The following is an 18,997-nucleotide window of genomic DNA, read 5'->3' on the forward strand; positions in this document are numbered from 1 at the left end:
GGACCTCGCGGGCCGGAAGGCTGGTTGACGAGCGCCAACTCTTCCAACCCCACAGTGGGCACACAAGGTCGACTTCAGGACGTGCGCACGACAACTTCAGCGCGCACACACGACCTTCACCATTCATGTCCCTTCCAGCAGGATTCGTGTGACGAACGCTCCAGCAAACGCTACGAGTCAGTAACCGGCGACCGGCGGCACAAGCCGACCCCTGGCCGAGATTCACCTCTTGCGCGAAGGCCCCCAACCGTGCGTCTACACGCGGTGGCGGCTCCCGGACGTCCGGACAAGGCAGAGCCCCCGCACACGGCCGGTGTGCGGGGGCTCGTCGCGCTGCTGGCTGCGCTCGGTTCGACGGACCGCGCGGCCCGACGGATGCCCGACGGACTAGTAGACGCTGACGCCGTAGGCGCTCAGGGCCTCCGTGACGGGCTGGAAGAACGTCGTACCGCCGGAGGAGCAGTTGCCGCTGCCGCCGGAGGTCAGACCGTAGGCGGTGCCGTTGCTGCCGTAGAGCGGGCCGCCGGAGTCGCCGGGCTCGGCGCAGACCGTGGTCTGGATCAGCCCGGAGACGATGTCGCCGCCGCCGTAGTTGACGGTGGCGTTCAGGGCGGTGACCCGGCCGCTGTGGGTACCGGTGGTGGAGCCGTCGCGGATGACGGTGGTGCCCACGCTCGGGGTGGCCGCGCGGGTGATGTCCACGCCGTTCGCGGTACCGGGCCGGCTGACGGACCCGCTGTACCGGACGATGCCGTAGTCGTTGCCCGGGAAGCTGGACCCGGCCGTCGAGCCGATGACCGAGGTACGCCCTGAGTTGGAGTACCAGGTGCCGGCGCCGTCGGTGCAGTGACCGGCGGTCAGGAAGTACTCGGCGCCGCTGCTGCTGCGGACGTTGAAGCCGAGGGAGCAGCGCCAGCTGCTGGCGTAGATGGCGTCGCCGCCCTGGATGAGCTTGTTGAACGTGCCGGGAGTGCGCTCGATCTTGAGGGCGCCGGCCTTGTCGCCGGCCTCCTTCTTGATCTTCGCGATCTCGGCCTGGGAGACCGTGCTGTCGACCGTGAGGAGTACCTGGCCGGACTTGCTGTCGACGGCCCAGGCGGTGCCCGGGACGTCGGCCTCGAGCACCGCGCCGCTGGCACTGTTCAGCTCGGCGGCGCTGAAGGCGGCGGGCGTTTCCGAGGCGTTCGCGCTGGGGATCGCGATCGCGGCTGCGGCCACGATGCCGGTGGATACGGCGATCAGCCGAGTCCGTCTCGTGATGCCGCTGCGGGGGGTGGTGCGCTTGATCCTCACTTTTCGTTCCTCCACAAAGGAAGTCGGGGGCCCTCTTGTGGGGTCGGGCCCGTGAGGCGCAGCCAGGGACGGACGTCCGGGTTCCGAATGCGTCGTGCCCCTGACAAGCGCTGATGTTGGAGTATTCGGCCGAACGGCCGGTCGGCGCAAGAGTGCACTTTCGGCCGTCGACCTTTGCACCACCTTTGAGCGACCTCTGCCGACCCCGCCGGGCTGGGGGTCGCCATGGGACCGACCCCCGCACGCCGGGCGCCTCAGCAACTGCAGCCGCAGTCGCAGCCGTCGCAGCCGCACCCGTCGCCGCCGCAGCAGTTGCCGCAGCACTCGCAGCAACTGCAGCAGTCACCGCACCCGCTGCAGTCGCAGTTGGCGCACGTCCCCTCCTTGCGCTCTCCGCTCCACGGGTCGTGGTAGGTGCCGCAGCACATCTGGCACGTACAGGCCAGCCCCACCCACACCGCGCACCCCGCGAGCAGTCCGCGCCGGTTGCCTCGCGGTGGCTCCGGCGGCATCGGCGCACCGGGGCCACCGGGGGCACCCGGAGTGCCGGGCGGGGCGTACGGGTGGTGGCTGCCGTGCACGCAGGAGACGTTGCCGAAGGCGCGGTCGACGGAGTTGGCCAACTCGTGCACGAGCAGCCGGTGCACCAGCCGCCCGTCGGTGAACTCCGCCTCGTGCAGCGCGAGCCGCACGCCGTGCAGGGCGTCGTCCGCGAGCCGACGGGCCTCGGTGAGCGGGGTCCCGGTGGCGGTGAGCGGGTTCCAGGCACCCGACGCGGCGTCAGCTTCCCTGTCCTCGACGGCGTCGAGGAGGTGGGCGAGCCGGCCGAACAGGCGCCCGGCCTCGGCGAGCGGTTCGGCGTTGTACGGGCGAGAGGCGAGATGCGCGGTGTGCGCGAACGCGGCTGCGGTCGCGGTCTCGGTCGGCTCGGTGACGGTGAGCAGCGGCGTGCCGGGCCCGGCGAGCGCCTCGATGCCGCCCTGCCGGTCCACGGCGTCGACCAGTACGGCGGTGTCGAATCCGACGGCGCTGCCGCCGCGCGCACCGGCCGCGTCCCAGCCGGTGGCGATCCGGCGGGCGGCGAGGGCCACTGGACGCCGCGCCAGCATCCCGTCCCGGTCGGCGACATGGTCGCGGACCTTGGCCGAGGCCAGCACCAGCGAGACGGCCGCCGCGAGCCGGGCGCCCTCACCGTGTGCGACGGAAGCGGTCCGCATCCCGCGCAACGGGCAGGGACCCGCCGTACGCCGCCCGGCGCCCGCGCCGCCCCGCTCGGCCTGAGCCTCCGTCAAAAGCGATATGAGCAGCCCGTCATAGTTCGTCACGATGCGCGCGAACTGTCCGTGATCCTTGCGCAGCGCGAGACACAGCCCGCACAAATGCGCCATCCACTGACTCGTGAGGCTCTCCCCGAGCCGGTGCCTGCACGGCCTGACGATTCCGAACACGACTTTCCCCCGTGGTGCGTACGACGCTGAGCTGCGGCATCGTACCGACCGCCGCGTTCACCCGTACGCACCCCCTCTCACCCGTCCGCCGAGAAGAATCATATTTCACTCACAGTCAGCCTCCGTTTGGGAAACGGCCCTTGGGACACAAGGACTCTCGACGGAATCGCTGTGCACCAGTACCGTCACAAACCCCCCGCGCGGCGTCTGTCCACTTGGCGCGACGTCCGCATCATGGATGACCATAGGGATGCGGAAGCACGGAAGACCGCTGTGAGAGGAGGCGTCCATGGGATCGGTACGCAAGGCGAGTGCGTGGCTCGGCCTCGTCGACGACAACGATGACGAGCGCTACTACGACGACGACTACTCCGAGGGCAACGAGCCCGGCGACGCCTGGGTCACCGACCCGCGCGTCAAGGTGGCCTCGGACGTGGCCGAGGAGAGGGGCCGCCGCATCGCGACCGTCACCCCGGACAGCTTCCGGGACGCACGGTCGATCGGCGAGCTGTTCCGGGACGGGGTCCCGGTTATCATGAACCTGACGGCCATGGAGGGGGCCGACGCCAAGCGCGTGGTCGACTTCGCGGCCGGGCTGATTTTCGGCCTGCGCGGTTCGATCGAGCGGGTCTCCACCCGGGTGTTCCTGCTGAGCCCGGCCGACACTCAGGTCATCAGCGGCGAGCCCGCCGCGCACCGTTCCGACGGTTTCTTCAACCAGAGCTGAGGCGGGGCCGCGCACCACGGCCCCGCCCCCCGCCGGACCTCCGGGTCCGTCCCGCCGGCTGCTACCGGAAGGCGTCGAGTCCGGTGAGCGCCTTGCCCAGCACGAGCTGGTGCATCTCGACGGTGCCCTCGTAGGTGAGCACCGACTCCAGGTTCGTCGCGTGCCGCATCACGGGGTACTCCAGGGAGATCCCGTTTGCGCCGAGGATCGTCCGCGCCGTCCGGCAGATGTCGATGGCCTCGCGCACGTTGTTGAGCTTGCCGAAGCTGACCTGCTCGGGACGCAGGCGGCCGGCGTCCATGCGCCGCCCCAGGTGATGGGCGAGCAGAATCCCCTTGTGCAGTTCGACCGCCATGTCGGCGAGCTTGGCCTGGGTCAGCTGGAAGCCGCCGATGGGGCGTCCGAACTGCTCCCGCGACTTGGCGTACTCCACGGCCGCCTCGAAGGAGCTCCGGGCCGCGCCCATCGAGCCCCACACGATGCCGTAGCGGGCGTGGGTGAGGCAGCTGAGCGGTCCGCGCAGTCCGGTGGCCTCCGGCAGTACGGCGTCGGCGGGCAGCCGTACGTCGTCCAGGACCAGCTCACTGGTGACGCTGGCCCGCAGCGACCACTTGTGCTTGATCTCGGGCGCGGAGAAACCGGGGCTGTCGGTCGGTACGACGAACCCGCGGATCCCCTCCTCGGTCTGCGCCCAGACGACGGCGACACCGGCCACCGAACCGTTGGTGATCCACATCTTGCGCCCGTCGAGCACCCAGTCCCCGCCGCCGTCGCGCTTGGCGCGGGTTCGCATGTTGGCCGGGTCGGAGCCGTGGTCGGGCTCGGTCAGGCCGAAGCAGCCGATGACCTCGCCGGCGGCCATCCGCGGCAGCCAGGTCTGCTTCTGCTCCTCGCTGCCGAAGCGGTGGATGGCGTACATGGCGAGGGAGCCCTGCACGGAGACCAGCGACCGGATGCCGGAGTCGGCCGCCTCCAGCTCCAGGCAGGCCAGCCCGTACTGGACGGCGCTCGCGCCGGCGCAGCCGTAGCCGTCGAGCGACATGCCGAGCGCGCCGATGGAGCCGAGTTCGCGCGCCAGTTCCCTGATCCCGGGCAGCTCGCCCTTCTCGTACCAGTCCGCGATGTGCGGCAGCACGCGGTCGGCGGCCCAGTCCCGCACCGTGTCCCGGACGGCCAGATCCTCCGGCTCCAGGAGGTCGTCGACGCCGAGGGGGTCGGCGGGGTCGAAGGCGGGCAACTTGGGGGACGCGGCCATGGAACACCCTCCGGGGCTATTCAAAACTAGCACTGCTAGTCACAGTTCTCGTGCCGACGTTACGACGCACGGTGCCGCACGTCCACCATGCCCGCCTCCACCCCGCGGACCACCCGTTCACCGTCAGGAGCGAGGCGGATGTCGCCTGTGGGGGTGATCCATCCCCGGCGGCTCGCGGTGAGTGGTGGCCGGGAGCGGTGGATCGGCGACGCCCTGTCGGACCGATGACCGGCCGCCCACGGGCGACGCCCGCCTCCCGGTCGGCGGTGAACGGGTGGTGCGTGGGTGGGGAACCCCCGGCGGTCACACGGAGACGCGTGTCTCCACCGCGTCCCGAGGCGCCGGCACGGGAACCGCCTCGCACTGCATCACCCGCGGCAACCGCAACGCCATCACCGCGCCCAGCAGCAGCAATCCCGCACTCACCACCAACGTCACATGCAGCCCGTGCACGAACGCGTCCCCCGCGGCCCGCCGCAGCGCCACCCCCGCAGGCCCACCGAGCTGCGCGGCGACCTCGTACGCCTCCCCCAGCGAATGCCCCGCCGCCACCGACGCCGACGCCGGCACCCCGGGCACTCCCCCCGTCACCCCCGGCGCGTACGCCGCGTTCATCACGCTGCCCAGCAGCGCGATCCCGATCCCGGCGCCCAGCTGGTACGACGTCTCGCCGATCGCCGCCGCCCCGCCGGCCTGCTCCTGCGGCGACTCGCTCAGCATCGACTCGTACGCCCCGAACAGCGTCGTCTCAAGGCCGAAGCCGAGCAGCACGAACCCGGAGACCAGCAGCGCACAGTTGTCGGCCCGGCCCATCGCGGTCAGCAGCAGCACCGCGAAGGCCGTCAGGCAGAAGCCGGCGCACACCATCCGCCGCGGCCCGAACCGCCGCAACATCCGCGCGCCGGCCAGCCCCGCCGCCATCGCCGCGAAGGTCAGCGGCAGCAGCCGCAGCCCGGTCTGGAGCGGGGACAGCCCGAGCACGAGCTGCAGGTACTGCGCCGCGATCAGTTCCAGGCCCACCAGCGCCAGCATCGCCAGCACGATGCACCCCACCGACGTGCTGAACGCCGGCCGCCGGAACATCTGCAGGTCCACCAGCGGATGCGGACGCCGCCGCTGCCGCCGTACGAAGGCGACCAGCAGGGCCGCGCCCGCCACCAGCGGCAGCAGGGTGAACACGCTCGCCACCGGCTCGCCGCCGCCCAGCCGCTTCACCCCCAGGACCACCCCGAAGAGCCCGGCCGCCGCCATCAGCGCACCGACCACGTCCCAGGGGCCGGCGCGGTCGCCCTTCGACTCGGGCAGCAGCAATCGCCCCACCGGCAGGCTGACCAGCATCAGCGGAATGTTGACGAGGAAGACCGAGCCCCACCAGAAGTGCTCGAGCAGAAAGCCGCCGAGCAGTGGCCCGACCGCCGCGCCGACCGCGGCCACGGCGCTCCAGATGCCGATGGCGAGCGCCCGCTCCCGCCGGTCGGGGAAGACCTGCCGCAGGATCGACAGCGTCGCCGGCATGATCATCGCGCCGCCGACACCGAGCAGCGCGCGGGCCGCGATCAGCACCTGGGCGCCGCCGGCCACGGCCGCGAGTGCGGAGGCGACGCCGAACAGGGCGTAGCCGAGCAGGAGGACCCGTCTGCGGCCCACCCGGTCGCCCAGGGTGCCGAAGAGGATCAGCAGCGAGGCGCAGACGAGTGGGTAGACGTCGACGATCCAGAGCAGTTCGATCGCGCCGGGCCTGAGGTCCTCGGTGACGGCGGGGACCGCCACGTGCAGCACGGTGGCGTCGACCGCGACGAGCAGCAGGCTGACGCAGAGGACGACCAGAACCACCCAGCGGTTGGCCCCGGCCCCGGCCGCCCGGCGGCGCAGCGCGGCGGCAGCCGTGGTCGTCCCGGACATGTACGTACCTCCAAGATTCCCTCGCGTCCGGCGGGCTGCGGGGTGGGGACTCCCCGGCGGCTCGGCCGGAGAGGAGCGGGGTCTCCGGGCCGTGCAACGGAACGCGAGTGACTCGTCAGGGTACGCGAGACCGAGCACCGCACACGTGGTGGGCCTCACACATCCCGCGTGACCCGTGTGGCATGCGCCACTGCGGCCACGGCGCGCTCGCCCCGGCCGGTCGGCCGGCACCCGGCCCGGCGGATAATCGCGCCCGTGACCGATCTTGAAACGCGCACGTCGGGCCGCCCGGGTGCCCTGCGCCGGGCCGCCCCGGCGCTCCTCGGCTACGCGGCAGTACGCGCCCTGGGCCTGCTCGTCCTGGCCCTGTGGAGCGCCGCGCGCGACAAGAGCGCGTACACACTGCTGACCGCCCGCTGGGACTCGCTCTGGTACACCGGGGTCGCCGAGCTGGGCTACGGGTACGAGGTGCGCTTGCCGAACGGCGACGTGCACTCCAACCTGGCCTTCTTCCCGCTGCTGCCCTGGCTCGAGCGGCTGGGCGCGGCGGTCTCGCCACTGTCGTACGCGGACGCGGGCTTCGTCGTGAGCCTTCTCGCCTCGCTCGCCGCGGCCTGGGGGATCTTCGCGGTGGCGGAACATCTGTACGGCCGCCGCGCCGGCGTGTGCGCGGCACTGCTGTGGGCCGTGCTGCCGGTCGGGATCGTGCAGTCGATGGCCTACAGCGAGTCCCTGTTCACGGCGCTGGCCGCCTGGACGCTGTACGCGGTGCTGACCGGACGCTGGGTGACGGCGGGGCTGCTGGCCGCGCTGGCCGGGCTGACCCGGCCGGTGGGGCTCGCGGTGGCGGCGGCGGTGTGGACGGCCGCGGTCGTGGCATTCGTGGGAACCCGGAGCGTCACCGCCCCGGACGGCGCCCCCGACGCGGGCCGCGCCCCCGGCGACGGCGCGCGGCGCGTACTCGGCGCGGTTCTTGCGCCCCTGGGCGCCGCCGGCTACGTCCTGTGGGTCGGCCACCGCACCGGCAAGGGCCCGTTCGGTTATCTCGACGTCCAGGCCGGCTGGCGCAACGGCTTCGACGGAGGGGTGGCCTTCGCCCGCTTCGTCGCCGGGAGGTTCACGTCGTTCCCGTCGGCCCTGGCGGGCGTGGCATTGGTGAGCGGGGTCGTACTGCTGATCGGGCTGTACGTCGCCGGCGTAAGGCAGTGCCAGCCGCTCCCGCTGCTGGTGTACACGGGGATCGTCGTCGCCCTCGCCCTGTGCGCGTCTAGCTACTTCGGCTCGAAGCCGCGGCTGCTGCTGCCCGCCTTCCCACTGCTGCTGCCGCTCGCCCTGGCCCTGGCCCGGCTGCGAACCTCCAGGTCAGCGCTGATCGTGAGCGGTGTGGCGGTCGCGTCCGCGGCGTACGGGGGATTCTGGCTCACCGGCTCCGGCCCGCCCTGACCGGCCGGGTTCCCGATGACCATCGGGGTAATTCCGCACCAGCATTCGGTGAACGAATTCATAAGCACGATAAAACCGCAGACCGGGCCGATCAAAGGAATTGAAGTCCACAACCGAACCGGATTGCGGATTCCTCGGAATTGGAACGCCGCCTGAGAGGAATCCCACATCACATCGTCATCACAAAGCCGTTGATTCGGCGGGGATCACTCCTCACTCGCTGTAACGTCGATTGGGTGCGTACCGAACGTAGCCTCACCCGTCTGGATCGGGTGTTCGCGAGACTCGACCGGGAGCCGGAACGGCCGGTCCACCTTGATGTGCCGGAGATGAGCCGGCACCGGATTGCGTTGTTCGCCGGAACCCTCGCGTTCTACATCGCGATCGTGTGGGCGGTGCTCATCACCTCGTGGCTGGTCCGGCTCGACTGGCAGGTCATGTTCTTCCGGCCGTACCAGCAGTGGCCGGAGATCCACGCGTTCGTCGACTACTACGTGGTCCTCGGCCAGCGCGGCCCCACCGCGGTGATGGTCACGGCCTGGCTCGGCTGGCGCTCCTGGCGGCAGCACACGCTGCGCCCCCTGCTCGCGCTCGGGGTCTCCCTGCTCCTGCTGAACGTCACGGTCGGTGCCGCGAAGATCGGCATGGGCCGGCTCGGACCGCACTACGCGACCACGATCGGCTCGAACGAGATGTGGCTCGGCGGCGATATATTTCCGAGCGGTCACACCGCGAACGCCGTCGTGACCTGGGGCATCCTGGCGTATCTGGCCTCGACGCCGAGAGCGCGGCGCTGGCTGTCGGCGCTGTCCGCGGTCACCTCGCTCGGGGTGGGCATGTCCACCGTCTACCTCGGTACGCACTGGCTCAGCGACGTGCTGCTCGGCTGGGCCGCGGGCCTGCTCATCCTGCTGGCGCTGCCGTGGTTCGAGCCGCTGATCACCCGTGCGGAGGCCTGGATCCTCGACCTGCGCGACCGCTGGTTCGCCCGCCTCAGCCGCCCGCGACCGGCGAAGGAGCCGGTCAGTACGCCCGTGGCTCCCGTGCCGCTCGGCCCCGGGCGGGAGGAGGTCCCGGTGCGCGAGTCGGTCACCGCGCCCCGCACCCGGACGCCCGTGCACCTGGCCCCGGGCCCGCACACCACCCGCTCGGACCGTACGCCGGTGACCCCGGCCGGCAGCCGCCGGCCGCCGCACGCCGACCGCCACCCGCGCAACACGGCCCCGGCCGCCCGTCCCTTGTCGGGAAACTGACCCCTCGCACGACGCCGCGGGAGCCGGTACGCGCAGCTTTCCCCAGGCGTCAGCCCTTCCAGGCGCGGGCCACGCGGCCGTCCTTCACCTCGAAGTTGAGGCGTCCCACGCGGTACTCCATCGTGATGACCGTCCCCGGTGCCAGTGACCGCACCGTCGACCAGCCCCGCTTCCGGGCGAGCCGTTCGGCCGCTTCGGATTCGAGGCCCACATAGGTGTCCGGGCTGTCCTGGGGCTCGGCCGGGGGTGTCGGAATCGGTGCCATGCCGTCACGCTATGCCCTCCTCCCCGAGCGGGGAAGCCCAGGTCGGTAACCGGACGCACAGACACCTGTCCGGTCACATTTCTGTCACAGGATCATGGGCAGCGTTTCGACCGAACTCCATACCCGGACGGAGGGCTTCCGGCACCTTCCGTGGGCATGCCAGGTGAATTCCCGCGTGTCGCACCGACCCTTCGAATAGAGGGCCGGAAAGGGCGCGCAAAGAACCCGGGGGCTCGCCGTATTCCGCGTGCGAGCATCACCGAACGGGCTTGCGGATATCGGGTACCTGCACAGCGAACGCATCGCCCGCTCACAGGTTCCCCGGCACCGCCGGATCCGCCGGCCCGGCCCAGGGCGCGGGTGAGCCGTTCGCCTGCCGTCCTGATCGCCTCCGTCAGCCCGGCCGGCTCCAGCACCTCGAAGTCGAACCCGAGCAGCAGCACGTGGTTCACGATGCCGTCCGGGCTCCCGACGCCGTGCGCAGCAGGCAGCGGCATGGCGCCGAGCCCGCCAGTGGTCGCGGACAGGTCTCGTCCGCGACCGTCACAGCTCCGGAGCGGTGACGGACACCGACAGGTCGTTGTCCCGGGTGTAGTACGGCCCGGCCTCCGCGGGGCCGTACCGCGTCCGTACGCGCGCGCGTGGATAGGTGAAGACGGGGTGCTTGTCGGCGACGTCGTCCAGCAGTCGCGCGACGCGGACGGCGGGGCCCGGGTCACCGGTGGGCCGCAGCCACAGGTCCCAGACGCCCGGCACGAGCGTGCCGTAGGGCACGGTGAAGCCGAACTCCGACCGGTCGGCCGCGAGCTCCAGCCGGCGCACACCGCCCTCGCCGGTGCTTGGCCGGGCCCGCAGTTCGGCGTGGGCTCCGTGGGCGAGCTGAGTGCCGTACACCCGCCCGTGCACGGTCAGCCCGTCGTTCGCGAGGCGCAGCTCCCCGGTCTCCGCGTGCGGGGCGCGCAGCCAGCTGCGGACGGTGAGGTTGCCCTGCCGGGTGGCGTACGGGATGCGGACGGCGACGTGGCCGAGCAGTCCGCTCGGGGTGCGGTCGGCGAGGGAGCGCAGGTCGGTGACGCCGGGCACCAGGCGGCGCGGCTGCTCGCGGTCGGACACCCGCGCGTAGGCGTCCCAGCGGCCCTCGGGCAGGGCGACGCTGCTGGGCAGCGCGGCGCGCAGCCGGCCCTCGGCGGCCGGGGCGAGCGGGAGGCTCACCGTGTCCTCGGCGGCCTCGCAATCGCGGCGGCGCAGGAGCAGAAGAGGCGTCCCGAAGTCCCCTGGTACGGCGACGTCGAAGGTCAGACCGCCCGCGGAGTCGCCGATGCAGTCGGCGCGCAGTGGGGCGGCCGGTGGGGTCGGCGGCGTCATGCGGTGCGGTTCCTCCCTGGGTGTCCCGTCGTCCGGTCAGACCCGGATTTCCGCCTTCTGGTTGTCCGTGTCCGATTGCGATGTGGTCACGACCGAGGTGCTTTTCGGTCACCCGGTTCATTCGCTGATTTCCCGATTTGTCGACCCCGGAGCACCGGGTCCGGCACCCGTCCGACCGTCCCAACAAGCCCGCTGCTCCCGCTACTTGAGCCCCCCGGGCGGTGCGGGCCGACAGGCGGCCACGCGTGCCGCATGGTTCGATTCCGTTGGCCATGGGGCGTTACTCCCGCCACAGATCGCCCGTTGTCTTCTGCATGAGCCGGGGACCGCCCGGACCACGGCCCGGGAGCCACCCGGTCCGGCCACGCACCGCATCCCGAGGGAGCCACCCGTGCCGCGCATGCTCGACGTCAGCGACGACGTACGCGCCGAGATCGGCGACGAAGAAGCCGACCGCCTGCTCTCCGGGGAATCGGCCCCGGGCAGCTACGACTGCACGTCCTGCCGCACCCCGGGCGACTGCGAACAGGAGCGCACCAGCACCGTCCTCTTCATCGGCGAGGAAACGGCCGTCCTCGCCTTCGCCCACGCCGGCTGCCTGCCCTCGCAGGTCGTCAAGGTCACCGAGGAGCAACTCCAGGGGGCCGTGCGGTCCATCAACGCCGACCAGACCCGCCCCCAGCCGGACCAGGCCCCGCCCCGGCCCGAGCAGGCCGCTCCCGGCAATGTGGCGCCCGAGCAGGCGGTGCTCGGCGTCACCAGCGGACTGATCCTGATCGCCGGGGAGCTGCACCCGGCCCTCGTGGTGGAACCCACCGCCCCCATCGCCCGCCCCGGCACGGCCGGCTCCGGCGACGACTTCCTGCCGCTCCTCATCGAGCAGGGCTTCCTGCCGGTCACCGAGCTGTCCACCACGCCGACCGTGCTGCACGGCTGGTCGGTGCTGCTCGCGATGGGCCAGCTGCACGCGGTGCTCCAGCCCGGAACGAACGGCGGCCGACCGGTGGCCTGGTGGCAGGCGCACCAGCCCCTCCAGGTCACCGAGGGCTGGCGCACGGCGGCCAGCAAGCACCAGCAGGTACTGCTGTTCGCGGCGCCCGTCGGCTCGATCGGACGGCAGCCGCGCGAGGACCTGCTGCGGGACGCCCTCGACAAGGCGGCGGCCAACGGTCAGCTGGTCGCGGCGGCACTGCCGCTGGCGGGAACCTGAGCGCCGTCCGCGCGTACGGCGCCAGTCGGTCACCGTCCGGCCGCATCCCTTCCAGCCCGGTGTCGTTTGGACATACGTGTACGCATACGACGCCTTCCACCGCCAGTGCGGCCCCTCGGCCACGCCGATCTACGACGCGCTCTACGCCGAGTACGTCAGGTCCTTCCGATCGCTCCCGGGTGATCGCAGCGGCGAGGAGGAGCTGGGATTCACGTCCTTCAGGAGCCTCCCCCGCAGCAGGGGCTCCTACAGCGTCTACAGCGCCGGGGCCCAGAGCGCCCGCGTGGGCCAGCAGTCGGTGTGGCAGCGCGTCGGCACGCACCACGTCCCGGCCGCGCTGCCGCCCGCCCCGCGCTCGGGCGACTGACGGCCACCCCAGCGACGAGAGAGGGCGCCCCCGGCCGGGGGCGCCCTCTCTCGTCGCGTCGTGCGCCGCTACTTCTTCTTCGCGCCGCGCTTCTCACGCACTCGCACGGAGATGTGGATCGGCGTCCCCTCGAAGCCGAACTCCTCACGCAGCCGGCGCTCGATGAAGCGCCGGTAGCCCGCCTCGATGAAGCCGGAGGCGAAGAGCACGAACCGCGGGGGCTTGGTGCCCGCCTGGGTGCCGAACAGGATGCGCGGCTGCTTGCCGCCCCGCACGGGGTGCGGGTGGGCGGCGACCAGTTCGCCGAGGAAGGCGTTCAGGCGGCCCGTCGGTACGCGGGTCTCCCAGCCGGCCAGGGCCGTCTCGATCGCCGGGACCAGCTTCTCCATGTGCCGACCGGTCTGCGCCGAGACGTTGACCCGCGGGGCCCAGGCCACCTGGCCGAGCTCGGTCTCGATCTCCCGCTCCAGGTAGTAGCGGCGCTCCTCGTCGAGGGTGTCCCACTTGTTGTAGGCGACGACGATCGCGCGTCCCGCCTCGACGGCCATGGTGACGATCCGCTGGTCCTGGACCGAGATCGACTCGGAGGCGTCGATGAGGATGACGGCCACCTCCGCCTTCTCGACGGCGGCGGCGGTGCGCAGCGAGGCGTAGTAGTCGGCGCCCTGCTGGAGGTGGACGCGCTTGCGGATGCCCGCCGTGTCGACGAACTTCCAGGTGACGCCGCCCAGTTCGATCAGCTCGTCGACCGGGTCGCGGGTGGTGCCGGCCAGCTCGTTGACGACGACGCGCTCCTCGCCGGCCACCTTGTTGAGCAGCGAGGACTTGCCGACGTTGGGTCGGCCGATCAGGGCGATGCGGCGCGGGCCGCCGACGGCGGTGCCGAAGGTCTGCGCCGGGGCCTCGGGCAGGGCCTCCAGGACCCTGTCCAGCATGTCGCCGGTGCCACGGCCGTGCAGCGCGGAGACCGGGTGCGGCTCGCCGAGCCCCAGCGACCACAGATAGGAGGCGTCGGCCTCGCCGCTCGGGCCGTCGACCTTGTTGGCGCACAGCACGACGGGCTTGCCCGCCTTGCGCAGCAACCGTACGACGGCCTCGTCGGTGTCGGTGGCGCCGACCTTGGCGTCCACGACGAAGACAACGGCGTCGGCGGCCTCGATCGCGTACTCGGCCTGCGCGGCCACGGAGGCGTCGATGCCGAGGACGTCCTGCTCCCAGCCGCCGGTGTCGACGACCTTGAAGCGGCGGCCCGCCCATTCGGCCTCGTAGGTGACGCGGTCGCGGGTGACGCCGGGCTTGTCCTCGACGACGGCCTCGCGGCGGCCGATGATCCGGTTCACCAGGGTCGACTTGCCGACATTGGGGCGGCCGACGACGGCGAGGACGGGCAGCGGGCCGTGCCCGGCCTCCTCGATCGCGCCCTCGACCTCCTCGATGTCGAAGCCCTCTTCGGCGGCGAGCTCCATGAACTGCGCGTACTCGGCGTCGCCGAGCGCCCCGTGGTCGTGCTCCTCGCCCGAGCCCTCGGAGTGGATGTGGTCGTTCATGAAGTCCGTACCTCGTTCATCGTGGTGATCGGTGGAAAACCCCCAGTTCCGGGTGATCCACTACTCAAGTGTCGCCTAGCGGCTCGTGAGCCGCCTGGCGTTTTCCAGGTGCGCGGTGAGCTGCTTCTGGATGCGTTCGGTTGCCTCGTCCAAGGCCTTGCGGGTACGCCGTCCGCTGCCGTCGCCCGCGTCGAAGGGGTCACCGAAGACGACGTCGACCCGGGAGCGCAGCGGGGGCAGCGCCTTTATCAACCGTCCGGGCCGGTCGGTGCTTCCCAGCACCGCGACCGGGACGATCGGGGCGCCGCTGCGCACCGCGAAGTAGGCGAGCCCGGCGCGCAGCGATGCGAAGTCGCCCTCGCCCCGGGTCCCCTCCGGGAAGATGCCCAGTACGCCGCCGTTGTCCAGCACGCCCAGGGCGCGGGCGATGGCCGTGCGGTCGGTGGAGTGACGGTCCACCTCGAGCTGGCCGATGCCGGTCAGGAAGCGCCCGAGCGGTCCGACGAACGCCTCCTTCTTGATCAGGAAGTGCGTCGGCCGGGGGGCGACGCCCATGACCATCGGGCCGTCGATGTTGTGCGAGTGGTTGACGGCGTAGATCACCGGGCCGTCGGCCGGCACCCGCCAGGCGCCCAGCACGCGCGGCTTCCACAACCCGTACATCAGGCCGACGCCGATGCGCCGCCCGACCTCGGCGCCCCGCGCCGACGGGACCTCGGTCACTTCTCCGCCCGCTTCTCCTCGACGAGGGTGACGACGCACTCGATGACCTGCTCGAGGGTGAGGTCGGTGGTGTCCACCTCGACCGCGTCGTCGGCCTTGGCCAGCGGCGAGGTCTTGCGGCTGGAGTCGGCCGCGTCCCGCTTGATCAGGGCCTCGCGGGTGACGTTGACGTCGGCGCCCTTGAGCTCGCCGCTGCGGCGGGCGGCGCGGGCCTCGGCCGAGGCGGTGAGGAAGATCTTCAGGTCGGCGTCCGGCAGCACGGTCGTGCCGATGTCGCGGCCCTCGACGACGATGCCGAGCGGGGCGCCGGCGGCGATGGTGCGCTGCAGCTCGGTGATCCGGGTCCGCACCTCGGGGACGGCGCTGACCGCGCTGACCTTGGCGGTGACCTCCTGGGTGCGGATCGGGCCGGCCACGTCCGTGCCGTCGACCGTGATGGTCGGGGCGGCCGGGTCGGTGCCGGAGACGATCTCGGGCTTGCCGGCCGCGGCGGCGATCTCGTGCGGGTCGTCGGTGTCGATGCCGTTGGTCACCATCCACCAGGTGATCGCCCGGTACTGGGCGCCGGTGTCCAGGTAGCTCAGGCCGAGCTGGGCGGCGACGGCCTTCGACGTGCTCGACTTGCCCGTGCCGGAGGGGCCGTCGATGGCGACAATCACGGCCGGGGCGGTCGGGGCGGCGCCGTTTTCCACGTGGGGACACCTTCCTGGTGCGGTGCGGTGAGTGGTGTGCGGGACGCGAACGCGTCCCGCACAAGGTTACCGGGCTCGCAGGACGCCTCTTACAGCCGTACGGCGCCCGCGGTCACTGCCGGATCGCCCAGCCCCGCTCCTTGAGTGCCGCCGTCAGTACGGCGGCGGCCCTCGGCTCGACCATGAGCTGCACCAGACCGGCCTGCTGCCCGGTCGCGTGCTCGATCCGCACGTCCTCGATGTTGACCCCGGCCCGGCCCGCGTCGGCGAAGATGTGGGCCAGCTGGCCGGGCTGGTCGTCGATGAGGACGGCCACGGTCTCGTAGACCCGGGGCGCACTGCCGTGCTTGCCGGGGACCCGCACCTGTCCGGCGTTGCCGCGCCGCAGCACCGCCTCGATGCCGGCGCTGCCCTCGCGGCGCTTGACGTCGTCGGAGGACTGGAGGGCGCGCAGGGCCCGCACGGTCTCCTCCAGGTCGGCGGCGACGTCCCCGAGCAGGTCGGCGACCGGCCCCGGGTTCGCCGAGAGGATGTCGATCCACATCCGGGGGTCGGAGGCGGCGATCCGCGTCACGTCGCGGATGCCCTGCCCGCACAGCCGTACGGCGGCCTCCTCGGCGTGCTCGAGGCGGGCCGCGACCATGCTGGAGACCAGGTGGGGCATGTGGGAGACGAGGGCCACAGCACGGTCGTGGGCGTCCGCGTCCATCACCACCGGTACCGCGCGGCAGTGCGAGACGAGTTCCAGGGCGAGGTTCAGCACCTCGGTGTCGGTGTCCCGGGTCGGGGTGAGCACCCAGGGCCGGCCCTCGAAGAGGTCGCCGGTGGCGGCCAGCGGCCCGGACTTCTCGCGGCCGGACATGGGGTGCGTGCCGATGTAGGCGGAGAGGTCGAGCCCCCGTGCCTCCAGCTCGCGCCGGGGGCCGCCCTTGACGCTGGCCACGTCGATGTAGCCGCGGGCGGCGCCGCGCCCCACGGCGTCCGCGAGCACGTCGGCGACGAGTGCGGGCGGGGCGGCGACGATCGCGAGGTCGACGGGCCCGTCCGGCGCCTCGTCGGTGCCGGCGCCCAGCGCTGCGGCCGTCCGGGCCTGCTCGGGGTCGTGGTCGGCGAGGTGCACGGTGACGCCCCGCTGGGTCAGGGCGAGGGCGGCGGAGGTGCCGATGAGGCCGGTGCCGATGACGAGTGCGGTTCTCACTGGGCGATGTCCTTGCGCAGGGCCGCGGCGGCGCCGAGGTAGACGTGGCAGATCTCGGCCCGGGGCCGGTCGGACTCGATGTGCGCGAGGATCCGGACGACGCGCGGCATGGCGCCCTCTACGTCCAGCTCCTGGGCGCAGATCAGCGGGACGTCTGTGATGCCGAGGCCCCGCGCGGCGGCGGCCGGGAAGTCGCTGTGCAGGTCGGGGGTGGCCGTGAACCAGATACTGATCAGGTCGTCGCCGGTCAGCCCGTTGCGTTCCAGGACCGCCGTCAGCAGGGCCGCGACCTGCCGGCCCATGTGCTCGGCCTCGTCCCGCTCCAGTTGGACGGCGCCCCGGACCGCTCGTACCGCCACGGCGTTGCTCCTTGCTGACGTGCGTATCGATTCTTGGTCCGTCCAGCCTAGTCAGCCCGCCGCGTACCGGCTCCGGGCGCCCGTCTCCTGAGACGCTGTCCCGGCCGGAACCCTCTCCCCCGGAGGTGCGAGATGCCCCACACCCCCACCCGCCGCACGGTCCTCCTCTGCACGGGCGCGGCGGCGCTCGCCGCGGGCTGCGGTGACGGAGGCGGCGACGGCGGCTCCTCGGCCGCCTCGCCGGGGCAGGAGTTGGCCACGACGAGCGACATCCCGGTCGGCGGCGGCCGGGTCTTCACGGACGAGAAGATCGTGGTGACCCAGCCGGAGCAGGGTACGTTCAAGGCGTTCTCGGCGGTCTGCACGCACCAGAACTGCCTGGTGTCCGAGGTGCGGGACGGCACCATCGACTGCGCCTGCCACGGCAGCCGGTTCAGCATCACCGACGGCTCGGTGGAGCACGGGCCGGCGACGCGGCCCCTGCCCGAGGAGCGGATCGCGGTGGAGGGAAATTCGGTCCGGCCGGCGTGAACCGCCCGCGTACGCTCCCGGCATGGAACCCGAGACCCTGGTGCGCGACCACACTGTCTACGCCTGTGTCATGGGCTCCCGCGCCTTCGGTCTGGCCACGGAGGACAGCGACACGGACCGCCGGGGTGTGTTCCTCGCCCCGACGCCCCTGTTCTGGCGCTTCGAGAAGCCGCCGACGCACGCGGAGGGCCCTGCCGAGGAGCAGTTCAGCTGGGAGCTGGAGCGTTTCTGCGAGCTGGCCCTGCGCGCGAACCCGAACATCCTGGAGTGCCTGCACTCCCCGCTCGTCGAGTACGCCGACGAGACCGGGCGCGAACTCCTCGCCCTGCGCGGCGCGTTCCTCTCCCGCCGGGTCCACGAGACGTTCACGCGGTACGCGCACGGCCAACGCCGTAAGCTCCACGCCGACGTGCGCACCCACGGCGCCCCGCGCTGGAAGCACGCGATGCACCTGCTGCGGCTGCTGACGTCCGCCCGCGACCTGCTGCGCACGGGCGCCCTCACCGTCGACGTCGGCGACCGACGCGAGCCGCTGCTAGCCGTGAAGCGCGGCGAGGTTCCCTGGCCGGAGGTCCAGTCCCGAATGACCCGCCTGGCGGAAGAGGCCGAGCGGGCCGCTCCCGGCAGCCCGCTGCCCGCCGAACCGGACCGGCGCCGCGTCGAGGACTTCCTCGTCCGCGTCCGCCGGACCTCAGCTCTCCAGCCGCGTCCGTACGGCGAAGACGTGCAGCGCGTCGTAGGCGGTGGGGGCGTCGGGCAGCGCTGACGCCGCCTGCGCCTCGTCCAGCACGCCGTGCAGCCGCTCGACGTCGGCCCGCACGCGCGCGTGGTCGACGCCCGCGTCCCCGTGCTCGCGCTCCGCCTTGGCGGCGATCAGCTCGGGCAGGTAGTCCGGGGCGGCGTCGACCTCCCCGAGGAGCGTGGGCAGATGGGGCTGCACCTCGGCGGAGTGCATCAGGTGGATGCCGGTGAGCAGCACCCGGAAGGTGTAGAGCAGCGGCTTGAGCTCGCCGGTCTTCTCGAACAGCCGCCACTGGGTGTTCATGAGAGGTGAGGACGACCGGCGCGAGCGCGGCCAGCTCCCGGTGGGCGTCGGTGGTGTGCACGGCCAGCGGCGACAGCAGCTGCTCCAGCACGTAGCCGTTGCGCCGGGGCATCAGCCGTACGAACTTGCGCAGGTCGTGCGTGACCAGGTCCATCTCGACGCCTCCCGGTCCCACATCCGCGACCGGGTCTCCTCGGGCTCGCGCAGGCCGACCAGGTCGGCGGCGGGCAGCAGGTGGACGCCGCGCAGGTCGACGTCCGAGTCGCGGGAGGGGAAGCCGTAGAGGTGGGCGCCGGAGACGGTGGCGAACAGCACCGGAAAGGGCTGTTCGGCCACCACCGGGGCCAAGGACGTCGAGGGCGTCGATCATGCGC

The 18,997-nt window shown here is 72.2% G+C and carries 18 protein-coding genes and 1 pseudogene; 7 read left to right on the forward strand and 12 right to left on the reverse strand.

Translation table 11 applies throughout. The annotated features are described in order from the left end of the window. Positions 1–387: 387 nt before the first annotated feature. Positions 388–1,293: a S1 family peptidase gene (locus IE142_RS22790; protein ID WP_043374672.1), complete on the reverse strand. Its 906-nt coding sequence runs from the start codon at positions 1,291–1,293 to the stop codon at positions 388–390. 254 nt (positions 1,294–1,547) lie between these two features. Then, entirely contained in the window at positions 1,548–2,741 is a 1,194-nt protein-coding gene (locus tag IE142_RS22795) for a DUF5685 family protein (RefSeq protein WP_191887457.1), read from the reverse strand. A 289-nt stretch (positions 2,742–3,030) separates the two neighbouring features. Here IE142_RS22795 and IE142_RS22800 point away from each other — a divergent pair, with 289 nt between their 5' ends. Beyond that, positions 3,031–3,468, forward strand: a complete 438-nt coding sequence (locus IE142_RS22800) for a cell division protein SepF (RefSeq protein ID WP_043374667.1) — start codon at positions 3,031–3,033, stop codon at positions 3,466–3,468. Between the two features lie 61 nt (positions 3,469–3,529). On the opposite strand, the gene IE142_RS22805 is transcribed toward IE142_RS22800, so the two are convergent. Further along, complete coding sequence (locus IE142_RS22805) at positions 3,530–4,723, reverse strand: acyl-CoA dehydrogenase family protein (RefSeq protein WP_191887458.1); 1,194 nt, start codon at positions 4,721–4,723, stop codon at positions 3,530–3,532. A 303-nt stretch (positions 4,724–5,026) separates the two neighbouring features. Continuing rightward, on the reverse strand, positions 5,027–6,625 hold the full coding sequence (locus IE142_RS22810; protein WP_191887459.1) for an MFS transporter: 1,599 nt from the start codon (positions 6,623–6,625) through the stop codon (positions 5,027–5,029). A gap of 255 nt (positions 6,626–6,880) precedes the next feature. Here IE142_RS22810 and IE142_RS22815 point away from each other — a divergent pair, with 255 nt between their 5' ends. Then, on the forward strand, positions 6,881–8,068 hold the full coding sequence (locus tag IE142_RS22815) for a glycosyltransferase family 39 protein (RefSeq protein WP_191887460.1): 1,188 nt from the start codon (positions 6,881–6,883) through the stop codon (positions 8,066–8,068). Positions 8,069–8,304: 236 nt separating this feature from the next. Further along, on the forward strand, positions 8,305–9,321 hold the full coding sequence (locus tag IE142_RS22820) for a phosphatase PAP2 family protein (protein WP_191887461.1): 1,017 nt from the start codon (positions 8,305–8,307) through the stop codon (positions 9,319–9,321). Between the two features lie 49 nt (positions 9,322–9,370). On the opposite strand, the gene IE142_RS22825 is transcribed toward IE142_RS22820, so the two are convergent. Then, positions 9,371–9,586: an I78 family peptidase inhibitor gene (locus IE142_RS22825; RefSeq protein ID WP_191887462.1), complete on the reverse strand. Its 216-nt coding sequence runs from the start codon at positions 9,584–9,586 to the stop codon at positions 9,371–9,373. A gap of 543 nt (positions 9,587–10,129) precedes the next feature. Beyond that, positions 10,130–10,951 carry a hypothetical protein gene (locus IE142_RS22830; protein ID WP_191887463.1) on the reverse strand — a complete coding sequence of 274 codons (822 nt, stop codon included), beginning with the start codon at positions 10,949–10,951 and terminating at the stop codon, positions 10,130–10,132. A gap of 391 nt (positions 10,952–11,342) precedes the next feature. On the opposite strand from IE142_RS22830, the gene IE142_RS22835 reads away from it, so the two are divergent. Together IE142_RS22835 and IE142_RS22840 are read left to right on the forward strand one after the other, a co-directional pair. Next, the gene (locus IE142_RS22835) at positions 11,343–12,161 is read left to right on the forward strand and encodes a DUF8842 C-terminal domain-containing protein (RefSeq protein ID WP_191887464.1); all 819 of its coding nucleotides are present in this window, start codon (positions 11,343–11,345) and stop codon (positions 12,159–12,161) included. Positions 12,162–12,237: 76 nt separating this feature from the next. After that, positions 12,238–12,528 (forward strand): hypothetical protein, encoded by a 291-nt coding sequence (locus IE142_RS22840; RefSeq protein WP_191887465.1) that lies wholly within the window; start codon positions 12,238–12,240, stop codon positions 12,526–12,528. Between the two features lie 68 nt (positions 12,529–12,596). Here IE142_RS22840 and der read toward each other — a convergent pair whose 3' ends face one another. The 5 genes from der to aroH all read right to left on the reverse strand — a co-directional run bounded on the left by der (position 12,597) and on the right by aroH (position 17,047). Further along, the gene (gene der / locus IE142_RS22845) at positions 12,597–14,075 is read right to left on the reverse strand and encodes a ribosome biogenesis GTPase Der (RefSeq protein WP_030187531.1); all 1,479 of its coding nucleotides are present in this window, start codon (positions 14,073–14,075) and stop codon (positions 12,597–12,599) included. A 75-nt stretch (positions 14,076–14,150) separates the two neighbouring features. After that, positions 14,151–14,798 (reverse strand): lysophospholipid acyltransferase family protein, encoded by a 648-nt coding sequence (locus IE142_RS22850; RefSeq protein WP_043374646.1) that lies wholly within the window; start codon positions 14,796–14,798, stop codon positions 14,151–14,153. Next, positions 14,795–15,490, reverse strand: coding sequence for a (d)CMP kinase (gene cmk, locus IE142_RS22855; RefSeq protein ID WP_191887466.1), 696 nt, complete (start codon positions 15,488–15,490; stop codon positions 14,795–14,797). The genes IE142_RS22850 and cmk overlap by 4 nt, the downstream gene beginning before the upstream one ends. A 112-nt stretch (positions 15,491–15,602) precedes the next feature. After that, on the reverse strand, positions 15,603–16,688 hold the full coding sequence (locus tag IE142_RS22860) for a prephenate dehydrogenase (RefSeq protein ID WP_191887467.1): 1,086 nt from the start codon (positions 16,686–16,688) through the stop codon (positions 15,603–15,605). After that, positions 16,685–17,047 carry a chorismate mutase gene (gene aroH / locus IE142_RS22865; RefSeq protein ID WP_191887468.1) on the reverse strand — a complete coding sequence of 121 codons (363 nt, stop codon included), beginning with the start codon at positions 17,045–17,047 and terminating at the stop codon, positions 16,685–16,687. The genes IE142_RS22860 and aroH overlap by 4 nt, the downstream gene beginning before the upstream one ends. Positions 17,048–17,179: 132 nt before the next feature. On the opposite strand from aroH, the gene IE142_RS22870 reads away from it, so the two are divergent. Then, on the forward strand, positions 17,180–17,578 hold the full coding sequence (locus tag IE142_RS22870) for a Rieske (2Fe-2S) protein (RefSeq protein WP_191887469.1): 399 nt from the start codon (positions 17,180–17,182) through the stop codon (positions 17,576–17,578). 22 nt (positions 17,579–17,600) lie between these two features. Then, complete coding sequence (locus tag IE142_RS22875; protein ID WP_191887470.1) at positions 17,601–18,344, forward strand: nucleotidyltransferase domain-containing protein; 744 nt, start codon at positions 17,601–17,603, stop codon at positions 18,342–18,344. On the opposite strand, the pseudogene IE142_RS22880 reads toward IE142_RS22875, so the two are convergent. Then, positions 18,270–18,993 (reverse strand): annotated as a pseudogene (locus IE142_RS22880) (nucleotidyltransferase domain-containing protein). The gene IE142_RS22875 and the pseudogene IE142_RS22880 sit on opposite strands and share 75 nt — an antisense overlap. Positions 18,994–18,997 lie beyond the last annotated feature (4 nt).

This window comes from Streptomyces mutabilis, assembly GCF_014649815.1.
Taxonomy (GTDB): Bacteria; Actinomycetota; Actinomycetes; order Streptomycetales; family Streptomycetaceae; genus Streptomyces; species Streptomyces mutabilis.

What these genes read in the sequence shown, in the direction of transcription:
- IE142_RS22800 (WP_043374667.1), top strand. Translation starts at nt 3,031, where the DNA reads ATGGGATCGGTACGCAAGGCGAGTGCGTGGCTCGGCCTCGTCGACGAC.
- IE142_RS22805 (WP_191887458.1), bottom strand. Translation starts at nt 4,723, where the DNA reads ATGGCCGCGTCCCCCAAGTTGCCCGCCTTCGACCCCGCCGACCCCCTC.
- IE142_RS22810 (WP_191887459.1), bottom strand. Translation starts at nt 6,625, where the DNA reads ATGTCCGGGACGACCACGGCTGCCGCCGCGCTGCGCCGCCGGGCGGCC.
- IE142_RS22825 (WP_191887462.1), bottom strand. Translation starts at nt 9,586, where the DNA reads ATGGCACCGATTCCGACACCCCCGGCCGAGCCCCAGGACAGCCCGGAC.
- IE142_RS22830 (WP_191887463.1), bottom strand. Translation starts at nt 10,951, where the DNA reads ATGACGCCGCCGACCCCACCGGCCGCCCCACTGCGCGCCGACTGCATC.
- der (WP_030187531.1), bottom strand. Translation starts at nt 14,075, where the DNA reads ATGAACGACCACATCCACTCCGAGGGCTCGGGCGAGGAGCACGACCAC.
- IE142_RS22870 (WP_191887469.1), top strand. Translation starts at nt 17,180, where the DNA reads ATGCCCCACACCCCCACCCGCCGCACGGTCCTCCTCTGCACGGGCGCG.
- IE142_RS22875 (WP_191887470.1), top strand. Translation starts at nt 17,601, where the DNA reads ATGGAACCCGAGACCCTGGTGCGCGACCACACTGTCTACGCCTGTGTC.